Source organism: Rhizobium leguminosarum bv. trifolii WSM2297 (assembly GCF_000271845.1).
The window spans coordinates 1,706,169-1,729,810 of sequence record NZ_JH719393.1; the positions used below are offsets into that span (position 1 = coordinate 1,706,169).

General features: G+C 61.2%; 20 protein-coding genes and 1 pseudogene. 8 read left to right on the forward strand and 13 right to left on the reverse strand.

Annotated features, from left to right (window positions below; all coding sequences use genetic code 11):
* On the reverse strand, positions 1 to 843 hold the full coding sequence (locus tag RLEG4DRAFT_RS62300; protein ID WP_003576029.1) for an alpha/beta fold hydrolase: 843 nt from the start codon (positions 841 to 843) through the stop codon (positions 1 to 3).
* 287 nt (positions 844 to 1,130) lie between these two features.
* Here RLEG4DRAFT_RS62300 and RLEG4DRAFT_RS62305 point away from each other — a divergent pair, with 287 nt between their 5' ends.
* On the forward strand, positions 1,131 to 4,010 hold the full coding sequence (locus RLEG4DRAFT_RS62305; protein ID WP_003576027.1) for a helix-turn-helix transcriptional regulator: 2,880 nt from the start codon (positions 1,131 to 1,133) through the stop codon (positions 4,008 to 4,010).
* 170 nt (positions 4,011 to 4,180) lie between these two features.
* Positions 4,181 to 4,789: a class I SAM-dependent DNA methyltransferase gene (locus RLEG4DRAFT_RS62310; protein ID WP_003576025.1), complete on the forward strand. Its 609-nt coding sequence runs from the start codon at positions 4,181 to 4,183 to the stop codon at positions 4,787 to 4,789.
* 57 nt (positions 4,790 to 4,846) lie between these two features.
* Here RLEG4DRAFT_RS62310 and RLEG4DRAFT_RS62315 read toward each other — a convergent pair whose 3' ends face one another.
* Entirely contained in the window at positions 4,847 to 5,959 is a 1,113-nt protein-coding gene (locus tag RLEG4DRAFT_RS62315) for a hypothetical protein (RefSeq protein ID WP_171898182.1), read from the reverse strand.
* A gap of 408 nt (positions 5,960 to 6,367) precedes the next feature.
* On the opposite strand from RLEG4DRAFT_RS62315, the gene RLEG4DRAFT_RS62320 reads away from it, so the two are divergent.
* Complete coding sequence (locus RLEG4DRAFT_RS62320) at positions 6,368 to 6,571, forward strand: cold-shock protein (RefSeq protein ID WP_003572688.1); 204 nt, start codon at positions 6,368 to 6,370, stop codon at positions 6,569 to 6,571.
* Between the two features lie 158 nt (positions 6,572 to 6,729).
* On the opposite strand, the pseudogene RLEG4DRAFT_RS62325 reads toward RLEG4DRAFT_RS62320, so the two are convergent.
* The 5 genes and pseudogenes from RLEG4DRAFT_RS62325 to RLEG4DRAFT_RS62345 all read right to left on the reverse strand — a co-directional run.
* A pseudogene (locus tag RLEG4DRAFT_RS62325) lies at positions 6,730 to 6,905 on the reverse strand (GMC oxidoreductase); the annotation flags it as partial.
* Positions 6,906 to 6,994: 89 nt separating this feature from the next.
* On the reverse strand, positions 6,995 to 7,300 hold the full coding sequence (locus tag RLEG4DRAFT_RS62330) for a DUF982 domain-containing protein (RefSeq protein ID WP_245277933.1): 306 nt from the start codon (positions 7,298 to 7,300) through the stop codon (positions 6,995 to 6,997).
* A 152-nt stretch (positions 7,301 to 7,452) separates the two neighbouring features.
* Positions 7,453 to 8,799, reverse strand: a complete 1,347-nt coding sequence (locus tag RLEG4DRAFT_RS62335; RefSeq protein WP_003576019.1) for an SLC13 family permease — start codon at positions 8,797 to 8,799, stop codon at positions 7,453 to 7,455.
* 94 nt (positions 8,800 to 8,893) lie between these two features.
* Positions 8,894 to 10,405 (reverse strand): malonate--CoA ligase, encoded by a 1,512-nt coding sequence (locus RLEG4DRAFT_RS62340; RefSeq protein WP_003576018.1) that lies wholly within the window; start codon positions 10,403 to 10,405, stop codon positions 8,894 to 8,896.
* Complete coding sequence (locus tag RLEG4DRAFT_RS62345) at positions 10,402 to 11,826, reverse strand: malonyl-CoA decarboxylase (protein ID WP_003576016.1); 1,425 nt, start codon at positions 11,824 to 11,826, stop codon at positions 10,402 to 10,404. Before RLEG4DRAFT_RS62345 ends, RLEG4DRAFT_RS62340 begins: the two co-directional genes overlap by 4 nt.
* A gap of 157 nt (positions 11,827 to 11,983) precedes the next feature.
* Here RLEG4DRAFT_RS62345 and RLEG4DRAFT_RS62350 point away from each other — a divergent pair, with 157 nt between their 5' ends.
* The 3 genes from RLEG4DRAFT_RS62350 to RLEG4DRAFT_RS62360 all read left to right on the forward strand — a co-directional run bounded on the left by RLEG4DRAFT_RS62350 (position 11,984) and on the right by RLEG4DRAFT_RS62360 (position 14,959).
* On the forward strand, positions 11,984 to 12,634 hold the full coding sequence (locus tag RLEG4DRAFT_RS62350) for a GntR family transcriptional regulator (RefSeq protein ID WP_003576015.1): 651 nt from the start codon (positions 11,984 to 11,986) through the stop codon (positions 12,632 to 12,634).
* 131 nt (positions 12,635 to 12,765) lie between these two features.
* The gene (locus tag RLEG4DRAFT_RS62355) at positions 12,766 to 13,683 is read left to right on the forward strand and encodes a DMT family transporter (protein WP_003576013.1); all 918 of its coding nucleotides are present in this window, start codon (positions 12,766 to 12,768) and stop codon (positions 13,681 to 13,683) included.
* A gap of 283 nt (positions 13,684 to 13,966) precedes the next feature.
* Positions 13,967 to 14,959: an Lnb N-terminal periplasmic domain-containing protein gene (locus RLEG4DRAFT_RS62360; RefSeq protein ID WP_003576012.1), complete on the forward strand. Its 993-nt coding sequence runs from the start codon at positions 13,967 to 13,969 to the stop codon at positions 14,957 to 14,959.
* Positions 14,960 to 14,976: 17 nt separating this feature from the next.
* On the opposite strand, the gene RLEG4DRAFT_RS62365 is transcribed toward RLEG4DRAFT_RS62360, so the two are convergent.
* Positions 14,977 to 16,221, reverse strand: a complete 1,245-nt coding sequence (locus RLEG4DRAFT_RS62365; RefSeq protein WP_003576011.1) for a DUF763 domain-containing protein — start codon at positions 16,219 to 16,221, stop codon at positions 14,977 to 14,979.
* A 116-nt stretch (positions 16,222 to 16,337) separates the two neighbouring features.
* Here RLEG4DRAFT_RS62365 and RLEG4DRAFT_RS62370 point away from each other — a divergent pair, with 116 nt between their 5' ends.
* Positions 16,338 to 17,879, forward strand: coding sequence for a phospholipase D-like domain-containing protein (locus RLEG4DRAFT_RS62370; protein WP_003576009.1), 1,542 nt, complete (start codon positions 16,338 to 16,340; stop codon positions 17,877 to 17,879).
* Here the strand turns inward: RLEG4DRAFT_RS62370 and RLEG4DRAFT_RS62375 are convergent.
* Entirely contained in the window at positions 17,826 to 18,785 is a 960-nt protein-coding gene (locus tag RLEG4DRAFT_RS62375) for a lysylphosphatidylglycerol synthase domain-containing protein (RefSeq protein WP_003576007.1), read from the reverse strand. The two genes, RLEG4DRAFT_RS62370 and RLEG4DRAFT_RS62375, sit on opposite strands and share 54 nt — an antisense overlap.
* Positions 18,786 to 18,900: 115 nt before the next feature.
* Between RLEG4DRAFT_RS62375 and RLEG4DRAFT_RS62380 the strand changes: the two genes are divergently transcribed.
* The gene (locus RLEG4DRAFT_RS62380) at positions 18,901 to 19,629 is read left to right on the forward strand and encodes an endonuclease/exonuclease/phosphatase family protein (protein WP_003576005.1); all 729 of its coding nucleotides are present in this window, start codon (positions 18,901 to 18,903) and stop codon (positions 19,627 to 19,629) included.
* A 212-nt stretch (positions 19,630 to 19,841) separates the two neighbouring features.
* On the opposite strand, the gene RLEG4DRAFT_RS62385 is transcribed toward RLEG4DRAFT_RS62380, so the two are convergent.
* From RLEG4DRAFT_RS62385 to RLEG4DRAFT_RS62400, 4 genes are all read right to left on the reverse strand, one after another.
* The gene (locus RLEG4DRAFT_RS62385) at positions 19,842 to 20,093 is read right to left on the reverse strand and encodes a hypothetical protein (protein WP_003576004.1); all 252 of its coding nucleotides are present in this window, start codon (positions 20,091 to 20,093) and stop codon (positions 19,842 to 19,844) included.
* Between the two features lie 140 nt (positions 20,094 to 20,233).
* Positions 20,234 to 20,743, reverse strand: a complete 510-nt coding sequence (locus RLEG4DRAFT_RS62390) for a hypothetical protein (protein WP_003576003.1) — start codon at positions 20,741 to 20,743, stop codon at positions 20,234 to 20,236.
* A gap of 116 nt (positions 20,744 to 20,859) precedes the next feature.
* Entirely contained in the window at positions 20,860 to 21,996 is a 1,137-nt protein-coding gene (locus RLEG4DRAFT_RS62395; protein WP_003576002.1) for an NAD(P)/FAD-dependent oxidoreductase, read from the reverse strand.
* A 99-nt stretch (positions 21,997 to 22,095) separates the two neighbouring features.
* Positions 22,096 to 23,634 carry an amino acid ABC transporter permease/ATP-binding protein gene (locus RLEG4DRAFT_RS62400; RefSeq protein WP_003576000.1) on the reverse strand — a complete coding sequence of 513 codons (1,539 nt, stop codon included), beginning with the start codon at positions 23,632 to 23,634 and terminating at the stop codon, positions 22,096 to 22,098.
* Positions 23,635 to 23,642: the final 8 nt, after the last annotated feature.

Genomic DNA, 23,642 nt, shown 5'->3' on the forward strand with positions numbered 1-23,642 from the left:
TCACCGCAAGTGGGCGTCAATAGCGGAAATGATCGCTTCCCAATCGTTGGGATGAATTTCGTGGCCGCCGCCTTCGAGCCGAACAAGCTTCGCGCCCTTCACCGTTCGTGCCAGCAGTTCGCCATGCTCAACCGGATAAATCGGATCCGCCGTTCCGTGTATGACAAGGAGGGGTGCCGCCAGTTCAGCCAATTTTCCTTTCAAGCTCTGGCCGCCCCTCAGCATGAAATGATTGGTGGCACTGACGAAGTTTTTCGCCCGTTTGACGTCCCGTTCGACAAAGGCGCGCGCCCGCCCTTCGTCATAGCGATGCGCCACCCCGGCGATCATTCGGGTGTCTTCGACAAGGAATTCGATCACCTGGGCATTGTCTGCCCAGTCGACTGTCTCGCCCGTCGCCGCATGCGCCATGTAGGCATCAGTGGTATGCGGCAGCGCGCTTGTATCAATACCCACCGGCGTGGTGGACATCAGCGTCAGCGTCCTGACGCGCTCGGGATGCGAGAGCGCTGCGATCTGGGCGATCGTGCCACCCAGCGACATTCCAATCAGATGGACGCCGGCAATGCCGTAGCCCTCGAGTACCCTGATGGCGTCCGCAGCCATGTCGTCCATTGTGTAAGGCGGTTCCCCCGGCTCGTAGATCGTTGAACGTCCGGTGTCTCGATTGTCATAGCGAATGACATAATATTTCTGAGCGGCGAGCTTTTGGCAGAACTCGTCCGGCCACCAGAGCATCGACGCCATCGCGCCCATGATCAACAGGATCGGCTCGTGCGCGGGGTTGCCAAATGCCTGTGCGGCGATCTCGACGTCGTCAAACTTGATAATGCGTTCACTCACTTGGGGCGTCCTTTATTTGTATTGGGCGAAGCGGCGACCTTTCTCGCAAACATCACTCGACGTCCGCATGTTCCCCATGATGCGGCTAAGGCAGGCGTGCCGCATCGGGCATTTTGCGTAGGACAGGCTGAAAACTTTCGGAAGCAACGGCCGGCGGCGGGCACCCGCAAACCTCCATGCCCAGTGCTTTCAGATCGACACATCGCACCTCTGCCGACGATCGTGACGCATGGGATGACTATGTCCCCATCTCTGCTAATCTCGAATTCCATGTTTCGGAGGACTTTGTGTCGACATCCCTCAGAAAGTCCCTATTTTCAGGCCGTGCAGCAGAACTAGATGCGATGGAATCCGCGTTCCGGGATGTCTCCGGCGGGCGCCAGCGTTCTATTCTTCTCGGGGCGGAAGCTGGCGGCGGAAAGAGCCGGCTGGTCGAGGAGTTTACCGGCCGGCTCTCCGGCCGTGCCCTGATCCTGAAAGGCGGCTGCATCGAGCAGCGGGAATCGGCATTGCCCTATGCGCCGGTCACCGCCGTGCTGCATGAACTGGTTCAGCTGCGCGGCGCGCCCTCGTCGCGGTCACTCGTCGGCGCCGAAGGTGCACGCGAGCTCGCATGGCTTCTTCCCGAATTCGGCGAGACCTCTGAAAGATTCGATCCGGGCATCGCAAGAGCGCGGCTGTTCGAAGCGCTGCGAAAATTGTTTGAGGAACTGGCACGGGAGATGCCGCTCGTCGTGGTCGTGGAGGACATTCACTGGGCCGACCAGGCCACTTGCGATCTGCTTCGTTTCCTCACGACGCGGCTGAAGAAAACTCGGCTGATGCTGATCGTCACCTACCGACCCGAGGAGACCAGCGGCAGCAACGCACTGCGGACGACCATCGCCGACCTCTCGCTTTCGGAGGGAGCCGAGGTGTTGAGGCTTCCCCGCCTGAAGCGCGCCGAGGTCGCCACGCAGCTCGAGGGGCTGCTTGGGCGTCCGCCAACAGCTGCTGTCATCAATGAGGTCCATGCGCGGTGTTGCGGGATCCCGCTTTTCACCGAGGCGCTTATTGATGCGAGCGGAAGCGTGCGTACAGATTTTCCCGGCTCGCTCAACGACTACCTGCTGAAAGCGGTCAGGGAGATGCCGGCGTCGACAGCCGGCCTGTTGAAGGTGATGGCGCTTGGCGGCCCGCATATCACGCACACGCTGCTTCGCAGTGTGGAGAACAAGTCCGACCTTGAAGTGGCCGAGTTGCTGCGGCCCGCAATTTTGGCCGGGATCCTTGTGCCCGATGGTGACGGATATGCGTTCCGCCATGCGCTGATCCACGAGGCGGTGCGCAGTGACCTGATCGCCGGCGAAAGAATGGCCATCCATCGTGCCTATGCTGGGGTGCTCGAACGCGGCCCGGTTCCAAGCTACCGGGTTTGGCATTCCGCAGCACTCGCCCGCCACTGGCACGGCGCCGGCCAAGCCGAATCTTGCCTGCGGTGGGCCTGGCAATCTGCCGCGGAAGCCGCTGCCACCTTCGCCTATGAAGACCAGATGGAGATGCTGAAGCTCGTGCTGGCAACCTGGCCCGAGGTCGACAACGCGGCCGATTTGACCGGCGCGGGTCACTGCAGGGTGCTGGAACTCGCCGCCGATGCCGCTTGCTGGGCGGCAGAGGCGGAACAGGGTCTGGCTTTTGTCGAACGCGCACTTGCCGAAGTGGATGCAGAACGCGATGGCGAACAACTGGCAGCGCTTCTTCTGCAGCGCGCGGTGATGCGTCAGCACACGCTTATCCCAGGCGAAATCGCCGACCTGGAGAGAGCGCTTGATCATTCGGTCGATCCCACAAGGCTGCGCGCGGACGGACTGGGGCAGTTTTCCCGCGCGCTGATATTGCGGGGAGAATTCGACCGCGCCAAGCGCTTGGGCGAGGAACTGAAGGAGCTGTCGGAGAGGCTCGATGACGAGGAATACCGCATCGAGGCGCTGATTGTCGCGGCGTCGGTAGACATGGCTTCGAACAGTTCGCGGGTCGATGCCCTCTGGAGCGTGGCTAGGCGCGCGGAAAAGGCTTCCATCGGCCGGGTCGAGGTGCTGGCCGGTGCAGCCCTGCTTCAAGCCCTGCTCGAGAAAGGCGACTACGCTCAAGTCATCGAAGTCGGACCGGCAATTTTTGCCCGGACCGTCGAGCTCGGCCAGGCCCGGTATATCGGGGCGATCGTGGGGTCACCTCTGTGCCGCGCCCTGCTCGCCGTCGGCCGCGTTTCCGAAGCCATAGAGACATGCGAACGGATGGCGGCGTTGGATCCGCTACCGCTGGGGCTGGTACATGTTTTCGAATGCCAGGCGGAGATTGCCCTGGTCTTGGGGGATTCGGATCGCGTTGCCGCAGCGGCAAGCTCCTTGCGCGCCCTGCCGCCCGGCCCTCAGGTTGCGAACCGTATGGCCGCCAATCTTCTGAGATTCGATATCGAAAGCCGCGCGCTGGCGGGCGACATGGATCAGTCTGCGATGCTGATAAGATCCGCCTCGACCCAACTCGACAAGGAAGGAGGCATCTCGTGGCCGCTGCTGGCCTCGGCCATGCGTGCTGCTGTCGATACGAACCAGAAAGATGCCGCTCGCCAACTCGCCGACCTTGCCGTTCGGACCCCGTGCCGCAACGTCGTTGAGGAAGCCGAGAGGCTGGGCATCTCGGCCGAGTTCTCGCGCACGGCGGTTTCCGACCTCGATGCCTGGGAAGCGGTTGCCCAAAGCTGGGCTGATTTGAGCCAGCCCTTTCGGCAGGCATATGCCCTTCTGCAGGCCGGGAGCGCTGCGGTGAATGCCGGCAAGCGCGCCAGGGGTGCTGACCATTTCGGGCGAGGTGCGGACCTTGCCCAGTCGATCGGCGCTCGCCTCCTGTGCAATCAGATCGAGACGCTGGCGGCAAAGACCCGCATTGATCTGCGCGGCGGGAAAGACGGCGGCGTGCCGAAGGCGCCGCTTGGCTTGACGGATCGGGAATTCGAGGTGCTCAGGCTTGTCGCCGCTGGACAAAGCAATCGTCAGATCGCCGATAATCTGTTCATCTCGTCGAAAACGGCAAGCGTTCATGTCTCCAACATTTTGAGCAAACTCGCCGTCCCCAGCCGCGGTGCTGCGGCCGCCATGGCGCACCGGCTCCGGATGGTTGATCCGGCGTAGAGGTGCGCTTCAGGAGATTGTCTAGGTAGACCCTGCTGATATTTGCTCACAGGCATCCCATTCTTTCGTGGCCTAGGCATTTTGCCTGATGTGCTTGCGCGGCCTTACGTCGAGCATGGTGATATGGCGCCCCGAGCAGAGGGCCCGGGATTTCATCATCGGAGGACAAAATGCACGTCTCTTCCACCGCCTTGGCCGATACCCAATGCACGATCGATTCCTATGAAGGCTGTGCCGATGACTATAGCCGCATCGTTGATCCCTTTCCCGCGCCGAGCCTGGAGGCAGCCTTGCGTCAGGTCGCCATCGCCGCCGGCAAAGGCGGCCGGGTCCTTGAGATCGGATCAGGGCCTGGGTGGGATGCGGATTTCCTCGAGACACAGGGTGTTTTGGTAAGGCGAACCGATGCGACGCGGCGGTTTCTCGAGCTGCAGGCGGCGCGCGGCAAGGAAGGCGAACTCCTTAATCTCATCACCGATAACCTCGGCGGCCCTTACGATGCGGTGATTGCCCTCTGCGTTCTCATCCACGTGCCTCGCGACCAGACCGCCCAAGTCCTCGAAAAGATCGCCGCCGCGCTGCGCCCGGGAGGCGTCTTCCTGGTGACGATGCGGGATGGAGACGGGGAGACGAGCGGCGCCTACCATATGACCTACTGGCGCCGCGATGACTTCGCGCTGTGCATCCAGGCGGCCGGTCTGGATCTTGAATGGGACGCATACCGCATGAGCCGCAACGACGAAGCGTGGCACACCTTCTACGCCCGACGACCAGGATGACGCCCCGAGGCTGCTAGCAGGCGTACTCGATCAAAACGTAGGCGCCGGCCGCGCCTGCTATTTCCAGCTCGTGTAATCGGCGGCGGTGCAACCAAACGGCGCACGATCCTGAGCAAACCGCTTCTTGAGCTGTTCGCATCCCCATTCGTTTAACGGCGCCGGCATGAGGTTGTTAATGTCCATGCCAGGCGATTGAAATTGCGTCGGCGAGCTCGTGACGTACCACAGCCAGAAGCCGACCACACCGACGGCGATCAGAAGCAACGTGCCGAAGAAAAGCTGCAGCCGCCTCCAGATCGATATCGTCCTTTTGGCTTCTTCGATCAACACCGGCGCGCTCTGATCGCCGTCTTGTTGATGCGCCAGGGGTGCAAGAGCCGCGGTGCGCTCGGCTTCGGTCAGCTCTACGCGCTGCAGACGATCGTCGAGAAGCACTGGCAGGGCTGTATTGCCGTGCCTGACGGCCAGTCCGATCGCTTTGCCGTTGGCTTCACCGACGATCAGAGGTTCCTGTCCGCTCTTCATCCGCGTGTAAGCCGATCGCCCCGTTTTGTCGCTGGCGATCTTGTCATTGTAAGTGATGGAAAGGACGCCGCGCCTGCGGTCGAATGCGCTGATCTCGACCGGGACGGGAATCAGCCTGGCCGGCCGGCGTAATTGCCCCTTGACCCGCCAAATGCGGATACCGAGAAAAATCATACCCAGGCTCATGCCGCCGAGGAGGACCACGAACAGAGTGAGCGTGATGATCCTGTTCCAGAGCATGTCGAGACCCAGGCTCATTGTCGCGAGTTCTGGATGATCGGCGGAAATCACAAGATCGGTTTCATAATCGCCGGTATGAAAATCGACGAACATGACCTCGACCTCGGTGTCGTAGTTTCGTCCACCATAGTTGTAGACAAGGCGTGCCTCGCAGTCGGTAAAGACCGCCTTGCGTGTCGTGCATTTCCCGTTTTGCACGTCGCCGTTTTCGAGCACCAAAGGGTTCTGGCTGATCTGGAAATCACGAATCACCCCTGGTGCTTCCGTGACGAATAGAAAGACAGCCAATGCCAGGATAATCGGCGTTGCCCAGAAGTAAGCGTTGGGCGTGGAGATGACGTTGCGCGCCAATGATAGCGGGCGGCTGGGGAGAACAAGCGAAAACAACGGCGTCGGACCCCTCATTTGATAGCGCAGCGCGCCGGTAAAGCTTCAGACAGCGGCCGAACGAGCGGAGTTGGCGTCATCCCGACCGGTTTGCACAATCCCATTGTGCGATTCCGATCTACAACCTGTTGCAGGCAATCGGCAATCCCTTTCTACACGCATGGGCGGCAATCCCGCGTTTGATTCTGTCGATAACGTGGGCGCCGCGAGATATCAATTTCAGCGATGCTTCCGGACGCGGCATCGAGGCGATCAAAAATGTCTGATCGTTAGGCGATCGGTTGTCGGAAGCCGGATTGACCCTCGACGAAACTGTTGCCTCCTTGCCTTTAAAGTTGCGTCAGCGCTATGAAGGTTGATAGAGGAGCGGTGGCGGTATAGTTTCGCTTTCGCAAATCGACGAATGACACAAGGAATAGTTATCTCATGCCGACAGGTACGGTTAAATTCTTCAATGACGACAAGGGCTTCGGCTTTATCACCCCAGAGGATGGCGGACAGGACGTGTTCGTGCACGTGTCTGCACTGCAGCGCGGCGGGTCGCTCCGCGAAGGCGACAAGGTCAGCTTCGACGTCGGCCAGGATCGCAAGACCGGAAAATCGAAGGCTGAGAACGTCTCAACCCTCTGATCCAAAGTCGAAGATTACCCAACCCGCGTGAGCGGGTTGGGCTCGTCGTCACGCCATAGGCCGCCACGACGGTTATCGAGGTCTGTGCGTGTCGTTTTCGGGTACCGGGGACGGCAGGATGCTCCACGCATCCACGTCAGACAGACGCCAAGCGCTATTACGCCTTTGATAGATATGCTCTCGACCGCCTCCTCGGCGATCATCACCGGCGAATTGGTGTTGCCGAAGACGATCGTCGGCATGATGAGGCATCGACGACCCGCAGCTTCGCCAGCCCATTCACTCGTAATCGCGAATCGACAACCGCCATCGTGTCGCTGCCCATCTTACAGGTGCGAGCATGCCGGCCCCGCCAAGAAGGCGACCGGTCGTTGCGAGCCTAAACTTGCATTCCGCCATGGCTGCGCAGTCGGCAGGCGCGAGCTAACGGAGGATGCCGGCTTCTTCCGCCGCAGCTTTGAATGCCAAAGCAGCCGCGGATGAATCCGCTCGCCCATCGACGGCGTCCGTGCAGATCCTCTTCGCGACGGCGAAGGATGCCGCTTTCTCGGGCGGCCAAGAGGTCATGAGATAGGCGAGCGCGTCCCTGCTGTTGCGGATACTCTTAAGGTGGTCCCCATCTCCAATGATGACCTCAACGGGCTGGTCCCAAAAATCGCGGCGCATCGACATCTCCTCAACTTTTTCGGCTATCCGCTCAACGTCATCTGCGCGCGCGCGTTCCAGCATCGGACTTTGGTCTGACGTGCCCCAGGAATCTCAGGGGGCCGAATGAACGATCTTCACCGCGATCAGGGTCACTCGTTGCTCATCGCAATCGCAGCACAGCGACGGTGCCGAACAGGGCTCGACACAGGTTTGTTGGAGCCAGCAGGCGGCCGTCAGACCAGGCCAGGCACGACGAACACCAGCCAGGCAATGATTGGTCCGATGATCGCGATCAGGGCGCTGTAGATCAGCAACTGTCGCAGCACCTGGTCTCGCTTGTCATCCGGCGCATTGGCGACGACAAGGGCGCCATTGGTGGAAAACGGACTGGTGTCGACGATCGTGGTCGAGATTGCGATCGCGGCGACCACGCCGACGGCGCTGATGTGTCCTTGCAACAGGAACGGAACGGCGAGAGGGATAATCGCGCCAAGCAGCGCGGTCGACGACGCAAAGGCCGAGACGATTGCACCCGTAAAGCAAAGCAGAAGCGCCACCAGCAGCGGCATGCCGAGACTGGATATACCGTGCGCCACATAGTCGACCGTCCCGGCTTTTTCCATCACGCCGACATAGGTGATGATGCCGGCGATCAACAGCACGGTCGACCAGCTGACCTTGTCGATCGCAGCCTTCTGAGCCTTCGGCGACAATAGTGCGAGAACGACGGCCACAGTCATTGCGACGAGGCCGACGTTGAACTTGAAAACCAGGGCGCCGATGCCGAGCGCCGTCAGGCCAATCAAGGTGGTAATTCTTTCATTGTTCAGGCGCAACGTCGTCGCGGTATCGGCCGCCGTACCGTAGGCGTGGTCCCTGATCGGTTTTGCGGGCGTGCCGCCATGGCCTCTGATCGACGCCGATACGCCCTCGGGATGCAGTTCGGGCAACGGGCCGATCGAAGCGGCGTCTTGCTTCATCACTTTGGCGCCACCAAAAAGGAAAAAAACCAGCACGGCGATCGCCAGGTTGAAGAAGAAGCTGGAGAGGAACAACGACGTCGGAGCGAAAGGCAGGCCGGCCTTCTCGACGATCTGGTTGGTGATGCCGCCGTAGATGCTGATCGGCGAAAAGCCGCCCGCCTGCGCTCCGTGAATCACCATCAGGCCCATCATGACAGGGTGAATGCGGTACTGCACTGCAAAGCTCAACGCGACGGGCGCAAGGATGGCGACCGCAGCCGGGCCAAGAGCGCCGAAACCGGTAATCACAGCGGCGACGAGGAACATCACCCAGGGAATCAAGGCAATCCGGCCGCGCACCAGGCGGACGGCACATTCGACGAGCCAGTCGATCGTGCCGTTGATCTGCGCTATGGCGAAAAGATAGGTGACGGCGACGAGCGTCAGGAACAGGTCGCTTGGAAAGCCGGCGAAAATGTCGCTGGTTTTCATCCCGATGATGATGGAGCCGAGTATGAAGGCTCCGGCAAATGCCAATGCGCCCATGTTGATTGGCTGGATCGTCGCAACGATAAACATGGCGACCAGCAGTCCTATGGATAGTAATTCAATACCCATGATTCCCCTCCCTCCGACGCCGCCGGCGCCGTAGCTGTTGTTTTCAAGATTGATGCAGGATGCGACGACCCCCCTCCCAGAGGGCGCGGTCGCCTTACGTCCTGGTATAAAGATCGGCGTATTGCTGCCGCAGGATGTTTTTCTGAACCTTACCCATGGTGTTGCGCGGCAAGTCCTCGGCGAAGATAACGCGCTTGGGTTGTTTGAAGCGGGCAAGACGGTCCTGGAGGGCGCTGACGATGGAATTTTCATCCAGGACGGCGCCGGGCTTGCGCACGACGACGGCGGTAACACCTTCTCCGAAATCGGGATGCGGCACGCCGATCACGGCGCTCTCGACCACACCTTCGATCTGGTCGATCTCGCTTTCGACCTCTTTCGGATAGATGTTGTAACCGCCCGAAATCACCAGATCCTTGCCGCGGCCGACGATGTGGACATAACCTTCCCGGTCGATCTTGCCGAGATCGCCGCTGATGAAGAAACCGTCGGCGGTGAATTCGGCCGCGGTCTTTTCCGGCATCCGCCAATAGCCCTTGAAGACGTTCGGCCCTTTGATCTCGATCATGCCGGTTTGTTCAGGCGGCAGCTCGAACCCCGTGGCGGGGTCGGTTACACGCACCGTCACATCAGGCAGCGGAAAGCCGACCGTTCCGGCAATCCGTTTGCCGTCATAGGGGTTCGAAGTGTTCATGTTGGTTTCCGTCATGCCGTAGCGCTCAAGGATCGCGTGACCGGTGCGCGCCTGAAACTCGCTATGTGTTTCGGCAAGCAGGGGAGCCGAACCGGAAATGAACAGGCGGATATTGGCGACCGCCTCTTTGTCGAGGCGCGGGCTTTGCAGAAGACGCACGTAGAAGGTCGGCACGCCCATCAGCATCGTTGCCCGCGGCATTAGTGAAACGACCTCGTCGGCGTCGAACTTCGACAACAGGAACATCGAGGCGCCGGCGAGCAGTGTGACGTTGGTGGCGACGAAAAGACCATGCGTGTGAAAGATCGGCAAGGCGTGGATCAGTCGATCGTCGGCCGTGACGCGCCAATAGTCTCGCAAGGTCAAGGCGTTCGACAGCAGGTTCCCATGCGTGAGCATCGCCCCCTTGGAGCGTCCCGTCGTTCCCGACGTATAGAGGATGGCCGCCAGATCATCGGCAGAGCGCGAGGCATCGACAAAGTCTGCCGGCTCATCGCGTGCGAGATCAAGCAACGAGCCGCTGCCGTCGGTGTCGAGCGTTTCGACGATCGCACCGTGCGATTTCGCGACCGTCTCCACGCCCTCTCGGGCAGCCGGCGCGACAACCACCAAACGCGGCTCGGCATCGCCAATAAAATAATCGAGTTCAGCTAGCGTATAGGCGGTGTTGAGCGGCAGGTAGACCGCGCCGCTGCGAAGACAGGCGAGATAGAGGATCAATGCCTCGGCGCTTTTCTCGACCTGCACCGCCACTCGATCGCCCGGGCGAATGCCGAGCGCGTCCATGGCGCTGGCGATGCGGCCGGAAAGAGGGAATGCGTCATTGTAGGTCCATGTGCGCGCGCTATCGCGGATGAACGGTGCGTCACCGGGCGCGGCGGCCCGCATGGCGTCGAAAAGATGGTTGCTCACTTTCGCCCTCCTCCAAGCGTTGAATTCACCATTTGTGCGAATGGCCGGGAGCCCTGTTGGCCATTGCCGCCGCGGCGGCTGTCGTCGTTCTGGTTGAGCAAGCCTTTGACGGCGGGCGAGGCAATCACTTCGCCGCGCTGCGCCAGAGCCTCGTGGTTGGCCACGATGTCGTCGAGCTTGTAGAGGTAATTGACCATCAGGCCGTGAGCCTGCTGCATCGCCTTGGGTGAGCGATCGCCCAGAAAATTCAGTCTTTCAAGTCGGGCGCCGTTGCCGAGATGGAAGCGGGCGACAGGATCGACGGGGCGGCCCTCCGGCGTCCGTTCGATCAGGAAGTAGCGTGCCGCAAGGGGGAGCAGCACCCGCTCCACTTCGGTTGCCATATCTTCGTTGTCCGGCCAGTTCGGATCGTCCAGCAGCATCAGCGTTTTGCGGGCCGCTTCCGGCAGCAACCGGTCGTCGGTCGAAGCGCGTGCTTTGGCAAGCCAACGGGTAAAGCCTGGAACGGGCGACAGGGTGACGAAATTCTTCAGGCCGGGCAGATCTTTGCGCAGGTCTTCCACGACCTGCTTGATCAGGAAGTTGCCGAACGAGATGCCGCGCAAGCCATCCTGGCAGTTGGAGATCGAATAGAAGACAGCCGTCGTCGCTTCGTCGGCATTGATCTGCTCCCTGCCCTCGTCGAGTACATCTACGATCGCGCTGGGCACGGATCGTGTGAGCGCCACCTCGACGAAGACGAGCGGCTCATCGGCGAGCCGGGGGTGGAAGAAGGCAAAGCATCGGCGGTCGGCCGGTGCCAAACGACGGCGCAACTCCTCCCAGCCGGAGATCTCGTGCACCGCCTCATATTTTATGATCTTTTCAAGAATGGAAGCCGGCGTCGACCAGTCGATCGGTCGCAGCGTCAGGAAGCCACGATTGAACCAGGAGCCGAACAGATGCGTGAAGTCGGCGTCAAGGGCGTGATAACCGGCGGAATGATCTTTCGAAGCAAGCAGTTGCTGACGCATCCGGACGAGCTTGGCAGTGCCGTTCGGTGCGTGATTTAATCGCCGCAGAAGCTCCTGCCGCCTTGGCTCGGCTGCCTGGTGGAGAGCAATGACCGCGGCGGAGCTTTTGTCCGTGCGGTAATTTTCAATCGTCTGGTCGAGCTTGGCGGTGTCGGCCCCGAACTTTTCATGAAGCATTTGGAGGAAAGCCCGCGCGCTGTCGCTGTCGAGCGCCTCCCAGCGATCGAGAATCTCGGCCGCAAGAGCCATCCCCGACGCTTCGCCCCGGCTCGATAGCAGCATTTCGCAGAGCGTCTGGAGATCGGCCTTGGCTGCGACCTGGGTGGCGCGAGAGCCGGAAAACAGAAGCTGGCGTCCGCGGTCCGTGATGCTTTGCAGCATATCGGTAAAGAAGGAAGCCTCGGACATGCCATTTCTCCTCTCTGCTGATGGACCTGCGTGCGCGCGCAGACGGCCGCTTCCCATCGCCGGGTTTCGCCGGCAGTATGTAAAGTGTCATTTTTTGCACACAAGGTCAACAATCGTGTATACAAGAATGGCGCTTATGTATGAAGGAAGCGAACGAATGTCCGAGAATGTCGGCCGATGGCTGCGGGATGAGATTGAAAACTCAATTCTTTCCAACGAGTTCTCGCCCGGTGAGCGGCTCGATGAGATGGTGCTCGCGACGCGGTTCGGAGTCTCCCGCACACCGGTGCGCGAGGCGCTGATGCAACTGGATGCGATCGGCCTCATCGAAATTCGGCCGCGCAGAGGCGCTGTTGTCATCGATCCGGGACCGCACCGCGTCTACGAGATGTTCGAGGTAATGGCCGAGCTGGAGGGCCTGGCCGGGTCGCTCGCCGCACGACGGCTGGACGAGGCCTCCCGGGTAGCGATTGCGGCGGCCCATGCCCGCTGCCAACAATCGGCCGGCGCCGGTGACAGCGATGCCTATTATTACGATAATGAGGAGTTTCATAAGGCTATCTACGCAGCCGGCCGAAGCGATTTCCTCGAGGAGCAATGCGTGCAATTGCATCGACGCCTGCGCCCCTACCGCCGCCTCCAGCTGCGCGTGCGAAACCGCCTGTCGACCTCGTTCTTAGAACATTCCGCCATCGTCGATGCTATTTTTGCCGGAGATGGAGATGAAGCCCGCCGTCTGCTCAGGACGCATGTCGGCATCCAGGGTGAAAGATTTAGCGATCTGGTCGCAAGCATGGCAAACAGATGAACTTTTGTTGAGCGACACGCCTCAAGGATTTGAGGGCAAGAGCTTTTGACTGACCATTGACATTGGCAGCGTTAAGGCCGAAGCCGCACTCGGCCGCGCAATGCGCGGCCGTTTTCGCGAGGATTCGAGAGATGAAGACCAAGGCGGCTGCAGCCCACGCCGGAAACCTGATCATGACAGGTGTCGCGCTGATGCTGCTCGGCGATCTGCTCTTTGCGCTGAACGATGCGATGGGCAAGTGGCTGGTCGCAAGCTTTGCCGTCGGGCAGGTGCTGGTGATCCGCTCGGTCGGCGCTTTCATCGTGCTCGGACCCATGATCGCAAGGCAAGGTCCGATGGCTCTGTTCCGCGTCGAGCAGAAGGGCCTCCAGTTCATACGCGTTTTCATGGCGACCTGCGATGTCGCCCTGTTCTACGCGGCCGTCGCCTATCTGCCGCTCGCCGACGTTATGACCTTCTATATGGCCGGGCCGATCTACATCGCGGCGCTCTCGCATTTCTTTCTTGGGGAAAAGATCGGCTGGCGCCGGTGGCTCGCCGTTCTGGTCGGCTTCGCGGGCGTCGTCATTGCGCTGCGTCCGTCTACGGCGATGCTGTCGCTTCCGTCGCTCTTCGGCCTTGCCGGCAGCCTTGCCTTCGCTCTGTCGCTGGTGATGAGCCGTTATCTGCGCTCGACCAGCGACACGACGCTGGTGACATGGCAGACGGTCGCCGCTCTTGCCACCGGCATCGTGCTCAGCATCGGCCATTGGCAGGCGGCAACGCTGATCGATTGGTCCGGCATGCTGCTGCTCGGCGTCGTCGCCACCTGCGCGCATCTGTTGATCACCCGTTCGCTGAAGCTCGCCCCGGCATCGCTGCTGGCGCCGCTGCAATATACGCTGCTGCTCTGGGCGATCGTGCTGGGCTACATCTTCTTCAACGATATTCCCGATATGCAGATTGTCGTCGGCGCTGCAATCATCGTCTTTGCCGGCCTCTTCATCTTCCACCGGAAGAACCTGAAAGAGACGGTTCCCGCCGAAGCGGTCCCGCCCGACGGCCATTGAAGGCCTGTAGGCAGCGTACCTTGCCGGCGTTTGTCCGATACGGACTGGACAAGCATCGTCACTTCAAGACAGATTGCTTGCCGCCCGTCATGGGAGCAAGGCCCTCTCGAGCGTCGACAATGTGTCTCCAGATCAGGACGCTTTTTCGGGCCTTCGGCACACGTCTGGAACATCGAAATCATCGATTGACCTTCAACAAGGATGGGAAGGCGTCATGAGTTTCAACGACAGCGGCAGCGCGCCAAGATCTGCGGGCCGCGCGCGGCCGCGAGGGGTTCGCATCATGTTTCGGCTTGCCAAGGCAGCCTTCGGCCTAGCGATGCTGCTGGCGACCATCTGGGCCTCCTTCGCACTGTTCTACCGTCTGCCGGCTTCCCCTGCGATAAGAGGGGGCGCCGCAGCAGGCCTCGCACTGCTTGGCGTTGTCGCCGTAATTTCGTTGATCTGGAGGCCGCGCCTCGTCGTTATCCTTTCTTTCGTCCTATGCTTTGCAGGCATCGTCGCGTGGTGGAGCTCGATCGAGCCTCCTGTCACGGCCAACTGGGCCGGAGACGTCGCAAGGCAGGTGACGGGAACGGTCGACGGCGACATCCTGACGCTGACCGACGTCAGAAATTTTGACTGGAATAACGATGGCAGTTTCGTGGAGAAATGGGAGCCGCGCGCCTACGATCTGAGCAAACTCAAGAGCCTTGACCTGTTCATGTCCTATTGGGCAGGGCCGGAGATGGCGCACATGATCCTGAGCTTCAGTTTTGACGACGACCAATACCTGGCATGGTCGATCGAGGTGCGGAGAACGGCTGGGGGTAAATTCTCTCCACTCGGTGACCTCTTCAAAAGCAATCCCCTGGTCATCATTGCGGCCGACGAAGGCGATGTCGTTCGTGTCCGGTCCAACATCCGCGGCGAGGACGTCCAGCTCTTTCGCATGCGTGTTCCGCCGGCCAATGCCGCAAGGCTTCTCCTGCAATATGTCAGCGATGCAAACGCGCTCGCCGAACACCCGCACTTCTACAACTCGCTCACCACCAACTGCACCACCACTGCCGCCAAAATGATGCGGGCCGTCGGCGCCACATTTCCATTCGATTGGCGGCTGATCGTGAACGGCTACCTTCCGCAATTCGCCTATGACCGGAATGCGCTCGACACGAAGCTGCCGTTCGAGGAGCTGAAGGCGGCGGCGCATATCGCCGCTCGGGCAAAAGGTGCCGACGGCTCCGAGGATTTTTCGAAAGCGATCCGCGAGGGTGTACCTTCACCGCTGGATTGAAGAGCTTTCGGTATCATCTAATTCTCACCCGGCGGCTCCCAGCCGAAGACGCTGCGACCGCCGAATTCGGCGGATTGGCGAAATTCGCCGGCGATGATTTCTTTGAGGTCGGGACCGGTGACGTAGCGTTCCATCTGCCGGGATTGGTCATCCAGGCGCTTGAGCGCCTGCAGTTCCTCCTCCCGACCAAGCTTGCCCTTCTGCACCGCCGATTTCATCACCCCGATCGTCTCGTCATAGACCTTGAGTGGCACCGGAAAAGGATGGCGGTCCTTGCCGCCATGGGCGATCGAGAAGCGTGCCGGATCGGAAAAGCGGCAGGGCGCGCCGTGGACGACTTCGGCCACCATGGCCAGCGCCTCCACCGTGCGGGCGCCGACACCGGGAACCAGCAGCAGCTCTTCGAAATCCGCCGGCCCGCGGTCGGCAGCGGCGGCAAGATTTCCATGCAGGCGCCGCATGTTGACATCGCTTTCGCGCACGTCGTGGTGGGCCGGCATGATCAGATGCGGCAGCATCGGCTGTGCGGCGGGTTCTGGCGCCGGCTGCTCGACACGCAGCAGCGCGGCAGCCTCGCGTATGATCCGGTCGGGGCCGAGCGTTGCCAGCAGGTCGAGCTGGCCACGCCGCGATCGCTCGGCGCGCCGGTCGGCCAGATTGACGATCGTACCCTGGCTCCTGCCCTCGATAGCCGCATGCGGCGAGTCGACAAAACTCTCCAGCCCTTCCGACAGCCAGTGATAGCGCCGGGCCTGCCGCCTGTCGCCGTTCATGCCTTGCTGCACCACCACCCAATGGCCGTCATCGGCGACGATGAAGCCGTGCAGATAAAGATCGAACCCATCTTGAAGGGCAGCGCTGTCGACCTTGGCGATGAGGCGGCTCGTCGTCGCCAGGCCTTCGCCGTCGAGGCCGACGCGCTCGCCGATCGAGACGAGCTCCTGCGGGGTCTTGCGTGAATGTGCGCCGCGGCCGCCGCAGACATGCAGGCCGAGCTCGCCGGCGCGCGGTTTCAGCCCGCGCTTCAACGCGCCGAGAACGCTTGTAGTAATGCCGGAGGAATGCCAGTCCATGCCCATGACCGCACCGAAGGACTGGAACCAGAAAGGGTGGGCAAGCCTGCGCAGGAATTCGTCGCGGCCGTAGTGGTGCACGATCGCTTCGGTGATCAGGGCTCCCAGCCGCGTCATCCGGTCGCCGAGCCAATGCGGCACACGTCCCCCATGAAGGGGAAGATCGGCGCTGCCTGCTCGTTGTGACATCTCGTTTCCTCACGCTTTCCATCACCGGGAAGATAGCCCGGCCGCCCCTTCCAGCGCCGCACGGAACCCAAAAATATTCCAGGCGTTTGTTTTCGCAGCTAGAAGCCGAGGCAATCATGACCGCAATCGAGACCGTCTTCAATCACCCGAGCCTAACCCAGGCAAAATCGCAACGGCCGGACGGCCACGAAAATCAGAATAACAGCGCTTTGCGCCTGGACGGCAACGCCGAGAAGGCGGCTTTCCTGATCAACGGCAACCGATATTTCACCGAAGTTTCGCGGACGCTGCGGCAGGCACGGCGCACGATCTGGATCATCGGCTGGGATTTCAATCCCGACATCCCCTTGGAACCGGATAAATCCGACGAGACTTTGGCAGACCTGTTGCATGGGCTCGCAGCGGCCAATCCCGAGCTCGAAATACGCATTCTCATCTGGGCGCTCGGGCCGGTCTATTCCGAAAAATCGCTGCAGGTGCTTCGCAAGAAGACCTTCCCGCGGAATGCCAGGATCGACCTGCGCTTCGATCTTCAAGGTCCCGTTCGCGGCTGCCACCATCAGAAACTCGTCTGCGTCGACGACGCCGTCGCCTTCATCGGCGGCATTGACCTGACCTCGCGGCGATGGGACACAAAGCGCCATCGTGCCAGAGACAGACTCCGGCGTGACCCCGAGGGCGTTTCCTACGATCCGCTGCATGACGTTCAAGCGATGGTCACGGGCGACGCCGCCCGGCTGATCGGCGATATCGCCAGGCGGCGCTGGGAGGCAGCCACCGGCGAAAAGCACCTGCCATTTGCCGAGCGAGCATCCTTTTCCTGGCCGGACGATCTCGCCGTTTCGCTGCGGGAAATCCCAGTGAGCTTCGTGCTGACGGAACCGTCAACGACCTTGCGCGCCGGCATCAGCGACGGGATCGCCTCGACATTGGACATTATCTCCCGAGCACGACGCCTGCTCTATATCGAGGCACAATATCTCGCTTCCTTCCGCGTCGCCGACGCTATTGCCGCGCGCCTACAGGAAGAAGCCGGCCCCGAGGTTGTGATCATCTGCACGCGCAGCTCTCACGGGCTGATCGAGAAGCTTGTCATGGGCGGCAATCGCGACCGCGTCATCCGCCTTCTCAAACGGGCCGATCGCGCGAACCGGCTGCGGGTCTATTTTCCCGTCGTGCCCGGGCCGACAGTGGCCGGACAGGCGGTGCCCGGACAGACTGTGCCGGCGACGGTAGACGAGGTCGAGGTGCTCATCCATTCGAAACTGATGATCGCCGACGATGAGCTGGTGCGCATCGGCTCCTCCAATCTCAACAATCGCTCCGAAGGTCTTGATTCGGAATGCGATATACTATTCGCGTCTGAAACAGACGAGCACCGCCGCGCGGTCGCCGAGCTGCGCAATCGCCTGCTGGCCGAATATCTCGGAACAGGTACCGAGACCTTTGCAGCGGCTTACGCGCAAAGCGGCTCGCTGATCCAAGGGATCGACGCGCTGAATGATGGCAGTCAAGGTCTGAGAGAATTCGCCGTCGAGCTTTCCGGCAGTATCTCCCCGGTCAGAGGCACCGGGATCTTCGACCCGGCCCGGCCTTTCTTGGCCCTACGCCGACTGGGCCTCGGCGCCCTCGTCCGCCTCCTCGTCCGTCCTGCGTGATCGTCGAAAGACGATCTCACTGATGAGGAGAAGCGTCGTGCCGAGCGCCAATGGAATGAAGAAATAGGCGCAGCGAAACGCGATCAGCGCGCCGATCGAGGCTTCCTGCGGAACAGCATAGGAAACGGTCGCCTCGAGCACGCCGAGCCCACCTGGAACATGGGTTGCGAGAATTGCCGAATTGGCCAACACGTACGCCGTCACCGACCTGAAGAAGGCGACGTCGCCGAAGGCCGAGAGCATCTGGTGCAGGCAGGCGGAAACGAGCATGAAGTTGATCGTCCCGATCGCGACCTGCGCGACGGCAATCGAAAATCGCGGCAACTGAAACGACCAGCGCCAAAGCCTCAACTTGCCGCGGATGAAAAACGTCAGCCCGAGATAGACGACCGGCACAATGAGCGCCAGAAAGCCGAAGATGCGCACACTGGCCCGATCAAGCCGCAGCAGGCGCCCGGCATCACTCGGATTGACGATCAAAGCAAGTCCGCCCAACGTCACCAGCCCGAGCCCGACGGTGACGCCGCAGAACAGGATGATCTTCGCCACGTCCTCGGTCGTCAGCCCCCAGCGCGAATAGAAACGGTAGCGGAAGGCACCGCTGCTTAGCCCGGCAAAACCGATATTGTGGCCGAGCGACAGGCTGATGAACGAAGCCAACGCAATTCTAGGATAAGGCAAGGATTTGCCGAGCGAACGGATCGCCAGCAGATCAAAACAGCCAAGACACAGATAGGATGCCGCAGCAAAGAGAAGCGCTGTACAGAAGCTTGAAAGCGGTATGCTGCGAACCGATTGGACGATCTGATCGAGGCTGTACTGTTCAAAGATGCGATAGAGAAGAAAGACCGCAAAACAGAGGGCGGCAACGAGCAGTCCATTCCAGATCATGCTTTTCAAGCTCATCGATTGTCCTCAGAAGTGCGAGCGCGGTAGGTCGATGATCTGGAACGATCAAACGAGTTTTGTGTTCCCCCGGGAACGAGATGGATGTCCCCAGGGACGAGTTTCAGCGGATCCCATGGCGGAAAAATCAATCAAACTCCTGACCTATAACGTCCACAGCTGCATCGGCAGCGATCGTAAGCTCGATCCCGGGCGCATCGCTTCGGTCATCGCCGAGGCGCAAGCCGACATCATCGCTCTTCAGGAGGTCGACGTGCTCAGGCGCAGGACCGGCGGCATCGACCAGGCCCATATGATTGCCTCGCTTCTCAAGATGCAGGCCCATTTTCATCCGGCGCTATCGGTTGCCGAGGAGCAGTATGGCGATGCGATCATCACCGCCTTGCCGACGGGCGCGGTCAAGGCCGGCCCGCTGCCCTCCATCGGCGAGCAGCGCGGCGCCCTTTCAGTCGAAATCCTGGTCGGCGACAGAAAACTGCTGGTCGTCAACACCCACCTCGGTCTTCGCGGCCGCGAGCGCATGCGGCAGATGACGACGCTATTGAATTCGGGCTGGCTGCACGGGACGGCGGACGAACCTCTTCCCACCATTCTTTGCGGCGACTTTAACGCCATTCCGTCGTCGGCGACTTACCGACTTGCCGCGCGATCGTTGAAGGACGCCCAGCTCGCAGGCAATGCGCGGCCGAGAGCAACCTTTCCCGCCCGCTACCCGCTGATGCGCCTCGACCACATCTTCGTCACTGGCGATCTCGTCGTTCATGGGGCGGTGGTGCTCGAAAACCGGTTGGCGCGGGTCGCCTCGGACCACCTACCGCTCGTTGCGGAAATCGGCTTTGCCTGATCGCCCCGTCGCTTGCGAACAGCTACCCTGCATGCGGTGGAAAACGACGTTGACCACCTCCGTCAGCCGGACCGATCAGATGACGGGGCAGAACGCGGCACGGCCGAGGAAACGGGCGCGGCGACGAGGAAACTTGCCGACGAAACGACGACGCTGCCCCCGCCGATCGACCAGTTCCAATTATGTCGCCTGCTCACAATGCGCGGCACGCGTCAGTGACGACTGTAGAGCGGCGGCGCCACCTCTTCATCCACAAGATCCGGGTAGAGCTGCCGCCTTACGCGGTCGAGTGCTTCGGCCTCTTTGCGGTTCCGTTCTAGGAGAACGGCGGTCACATCCTTATAGGGCGCGCCGTCCGACAAGGCGACGCGGACGGTTCCGCCCTGCGAGAGGAACTCGCAGAACGACCTTACCGAGCGAAGACGGGTGGTAATCTCGACATAGCGGTCGTCATGTCCAGGCATGTTCATCTCCCTTGCGGATATAAGATGTCACTAATACTTCGGCGAGAACATGGCGCCCGCTTCAAAACGATTGTAGACCTGATTGGCCGAACCGAATTAACGAACAAAGCACTTTGTCCGAGACCGCCGCGCCTCCGGCGTCATCTTCTGACGAACTTCCGATTCATGGCAGCAACGACCAAGGGCATCGCCGTCGTCGTCAAAGTCCCCAAAGGAAGCTGCCTGACGGCTTTGGTGGCCACGAATGTTACTGCCATTGCGCCTGCCAGCTTAAGCCAGGGCTGAGTGCCAAGCTGCGCATGAGCGCTGGCATCTGCCCACCGGAGGTTCTCCGCAACGACAGTCGCCGCCTGACGTTGGATCACATGAAGGCGAGCACGGAGGTTTTCGAGTTCTTCTCTTAGGTCTCGCAGACGGCCTTCCAGGGCAGGATCATCGGAGACCAGGAGGTCATCCTCGATGATGCCTTCAACAGGAACATGACCGCCGAGTGTCGTAAGATACGCCCGATAGTCGGCCTCGCTCGCGAAGCCCTCACGTCTGATGAGATCAGGATTGGCGTTCGCCTCTTCGAAGGCAGCCGGTGCGGTACCGGCATTGTCGCCCATATCCTTATTTGTGCCGATGTCCCCGAGTTCGTCCTTGAACATAATGCATCTCCAGTTATTCCCTGGCGATAGAACGCTCGACGGCTCAGAAGGATGCATCGGCCGCCGCCCTCCGTTCAAAACGGCGCCGGGTCGGACCTCCGCTCCCGCCAGGGCCGTCATCGTCGCGACGCGCCGAAACGCTCCGGCCGAAACTCCGCCAGCAACGGATGGCGGCGTCCGGTGCCGATCTCGTCCGCCAGCAATTCGCCGGCAATCAGGCCGAGGGTGGCGCCGCTATGACTGAAGGCGACGAAATAACCCGGAATGGACGGCAGTTCGCCGAAGACCGGTTCGCCGTCACCCGGAATGGGCTTCGGGCCGACCCGATAATCTTCGATCTCCAGCGTCGGATTGCCTTCGAGCACCTTCGAAGCCTCGCGCAGCAGCCTCTCCAGCGTCGATTGCCTGACTTCATAGCTGCCGTCGGGCTTCACGCCGACCTCCTCCTCGGACCAGGCGGAGTCGAGCGCGAAGCCGCCGGCGGGCGTCCGCCGGATGGCGACGCGAGGTGTGTTGAGCACGGCTTTCAGCGGATGACGGATCGGCTTGGTCCGGACGAGAAGAGCGACCGGCGTTGCATCGTCGATATGCAGGCCGGCTTCGGCGACGATTGCCGGGACGTCGCCGCCCGCAGCGAGAAGCACAGCATCCGCATCGCGGCGCTTGCCATCCGCCGTTATCACGCCACGGACCCGCCCGCCTTCGATATCAACCGTCGCGCGCTCGACATCCGTGACGATCTCACCACCGAGCGCCCGGAACTCTTCCGCGAGCATGGCGATCAAGGAAGGAAGATCGACCCAGCCCTCGCCAGGGTTGAAGATCGCGCCTTGCGGCGTCACGGCACTCGCATCGACGCCCGGCGTGACCGCGGCAATCTTTTCCGGAGCGACCCATTGCGCGTGATAGCCGAGATCGCGCTCATAGTCGAAGACCTCGGCGATCTCGTTGTCGGCATCGTCCGCATCCCATGTCAGGCCACCATCGAAGCGGAGCCACGGCGCATCGGGATGTCCAGCGGCCAGAGTGCGATAGCGATCCATGCCGGCCAAACGCAGCCGGTGGTAGGCATCGGAGCGTTTGCGCGCCGAGTTGAGCCAGGCGAGCGACCGGCCGGAGGCGCCGTTGGCCAGAGGGCCGTCATTGATCAGCAGGGTGCGAATTCCGAGCCGCGCCAGATGAACGGCCGTCGAGACGCCAAAGATTCCGCCACCGATGACGACGACCTTTGAGGGTTTGGTGGAAGCGTTCATGTCGATAACCTTGTTTCCTTGCTCTTGCTTGATCGAACGAAATTCGGCGCACCCGGCCTAAAGACGACCGGGGCTGCACTCTGCGTAGCCTCAGGCATTTCAGAGGACTTCCGCAAGGAAGCGCTTCAGCCGCTCGCTTTTGGGGTTGTCAAATATTTGCTCCGGGCAGCCGGCTTCGACGATGCGGCCCTCATCCATGAAGACGACCTGGTCGGCCGCCCTGCGCGCAAACCCCATCTCATGCGTCACCACTGCCATCGTCATGCCCTGGCGGCCGAGAGCCGCCATCAGGTCGAGAACGCCCTTTACCAGTTCGGGATCGAGCGCACTCGTCACTTCGTCGAACAGGATGACCTCCGGATCCATGGCGAGCGCACGCGCGATGGCGACACGCTGCTGCTGCCCGCCCGACAGACCTGCCGGGCGATGATCCCTGCGCTCTGCAAGACCGACCTCGGCCAAACGCGCCTCGGCGATGCGCCGCGCCTCCTGCTTCGGCAACTTCTTGATCTCCGTCAGTGAAAGCATGACGTTCTCAAGCGCGGTGTGATCGGGAAACAGGTTGAAGTGCTGGAACACCATCCCCACGCGCCGGCGCAACCGCTCCGCTTTCATGGCCAGAATGCTTTCGCCATCGAGCAGGATGTCGCCGCCTTTCGGTTCCACCAGCCTGTTTATGCCCCGCAGCAGCGTCGATTTTCCCGAGCCGGAGGGGCCAATGATACAGGTGACAGTACCGGCGGCGATGTCGAGATCGACACCCTTCAGCACGTCCAGATCGCCATAGGCCATGCTGAGGCCACGGATATTCAGAGCGCCGCCCTTGAAGCGCGGTTCCGTCTCCGCGACAGATTTGGTCGCGGGCTGCCGGCCGACAGCGGTTTGCAGCTCGCTCACCTCGACCAATCCGCTCGCAACACCCGAGCCGCGGCCTTGTTTTCCCAGGCGCAGTCTCGCGTCGACGTAGTTTACGAAGTGGGTGAGCGGCACTGTGATGACGAGATAGAAGACGCCGGCCAGCAACAAGGGCGACAGATTGCCGGTGACGACGGCTTGATCCTGACCGACGCGGAAGATCTCCCGCTCGGAGGCAAGCAATCCCAGGAAATAAACGAGGCTCGAATCCTTGACGTTTCCTATGAATTGATTGACCAGCGCCGGCAGAACGCGCCGGATGCCTTGCGGGATGACGATCAGGCGCATGCCCTGCCCGTAGCTCATGCTGAGCGCCCGGCAGGCTTCCATCTGACCGCGCTCGACGCTTTGGATGCCCGATCGGAAGATTTCGCCGATATAGGCGCCGGCGATCAGACTGAGCGCCAGGATGCCGAGCGGGAACGGCGACGGACCGAAGAACTCCCGCCCGATCCGGGCAAAACCCTGACCGATGATCAGGATCGTGACGATCGCCGGCAACCCGCGAAAGACATCGGTGTAGATGCGCGCCGGCAACCGCAGCCAGCGGGACTGCGAGATGCCCATCACAGCAAGAACCATGCCGATGACGACGCCGAGTACGGTCGAGGCGGCAGCCAGGATCAGGGTGTTCTTCAGGCCTACGCTAATCATGCTCGGCAGCACTTCCGCCATGGCGTCCCAATCCAGGAAGCTGCGGCGCAGATTTTCAAGCCAGTCCATCGATATCC

Excerpts from the sequence above, each read along its gene's own strand:
- RLEG4DRAFT_RS62310 (WP_003576025.1), top strand. The coding sequence starts at position 4,181 with ATGCACGTCTCTTCCACCGCCTTGGCCGATACCCAATGCACGATCGAT.
- RLEG4DRAFT_RS62315 (WP_171898182.1), bottom strand. The coding sequence starts at position 5,959 with ATGAGGGGTCCGACGCCGTTGTTTTCGCTTGTTCTCCCCAGCCGCCCG.
- RLEG4DRAFT_RS62320 (WP_003572688.1), top strand. The coding sequence starts at position 6,368 with ATGCCGACAGGTACGGTTAAATTCTTCAATGACGACAAGGGCTTCGGC.
- RLEG4DRAFT_RS62330 (WP_245277933.1), bottom strand. The coding sequence starts at position 7,300 with ATGCTGGAACGCGCGCGCGCAGATGACGTTGAGCGGATAGCCGAAAAA.
- RLEG4DRAFT_RS62335 (WP_003576019.1), bottom strand. The coding sequence starts at position 8,799 with ATGGGTATTGAATTACTATCCATAGGACTGCTGGTCGCCATGTTTATC.
- RLEG4DRAFT_RS62345 (WP_003576016.1), bottom strand. The coding sequence starts at position 11,826 with ATGTCCGAGGCTTCCTTCTTTACCGATATGCTGCAAAGCATCACGGAC.
- RLEG4DRAFT_RS62350 (WP_003576015.1), top strand. The coding sequence starts at position 11,984 with ATGTCCGAGAATGTCGGCCGATGGCTGCGGGATGAGATTGAAAACTCA.
- RLEG4DRAFT_RS62355 (WP_003576013.1), top strand. The coding sequence starts at position 12,766 with ATGAAGACCAAGGCGGCTGCAGCCCACGCCGGAAACCTGATCATGACA.
- RLEG4DRAFT_RS62360 (WP_003576012.1), top strand. The coding sequence starts at position 13,967 with ATGTTTCGGCTTGCCAAGGCAGCCTTCGGCCTAGCGATGCTGCTGGCG.
- RLEG4DRAFT_RS62365 (WP_003576011.1), bottom strand. The coding sequence starts at position 16,221 with ATGTCACAACGAGCAGGCAGCGCCGATCTTCCCCTTCATGGGGGACGT.
- RLEG4DRAFT_RS62370 (WP_003576009.1), top strand. The coding sequence starts at position 16,338 with ATGACCGCAATCGAGACCGTCTTCAATCACCCGAGCCTAACCCAGGCA.
- RLEG4DRAFT_RS62375 (WP_003576007.1), bottom strand. The coding sequence starts at position 18,785 with ATGAGCTTGAAAAGCATGATCTGGAATGGACTGCTCGTTGCCGCCCTC.
- RLEG4DRAFT_RS62380 (WP_003576005.1), top strand. The coding sequence starts at position 18,901 with ATGGCGGAAAAATCAATCAAACTCCTGACCTATAACGTCCACAGCTGC.
- RLEG4DRAFT_RS62385 (WP_003576004.1), bottom strand. The coding sequence starts at position 20,093 with ATGCCTGGACATGACGACCGCTATGTCGAGATTACCACCCGTCTTCGC.
- RLEG4DRAFT_RS62390 (WP_003576003.1), bottom strand. The coding sequence starts at position 20,743 with ATGTTCAAGGACGAACTCGGGGACATCGGCACAAATAAGGATATGGGC.
- RLEG4DRAFT_RS62395 (WP_003576002.1), bottom strand. The coding sequence starts at position 21,996 with ATGAACGCTTCCACCAAACCCTCAAAGGTCGTCGTCATCGGTGGCGGA.
- RLEG4DRAFT_RS62400 (WP_003576000.1), bottom strand. The coding sequence starts at position 23,634 with ATGGACTGGCTTGAAAATCTGCGCCGCAGCTTCCTGGATTGGGACGCC.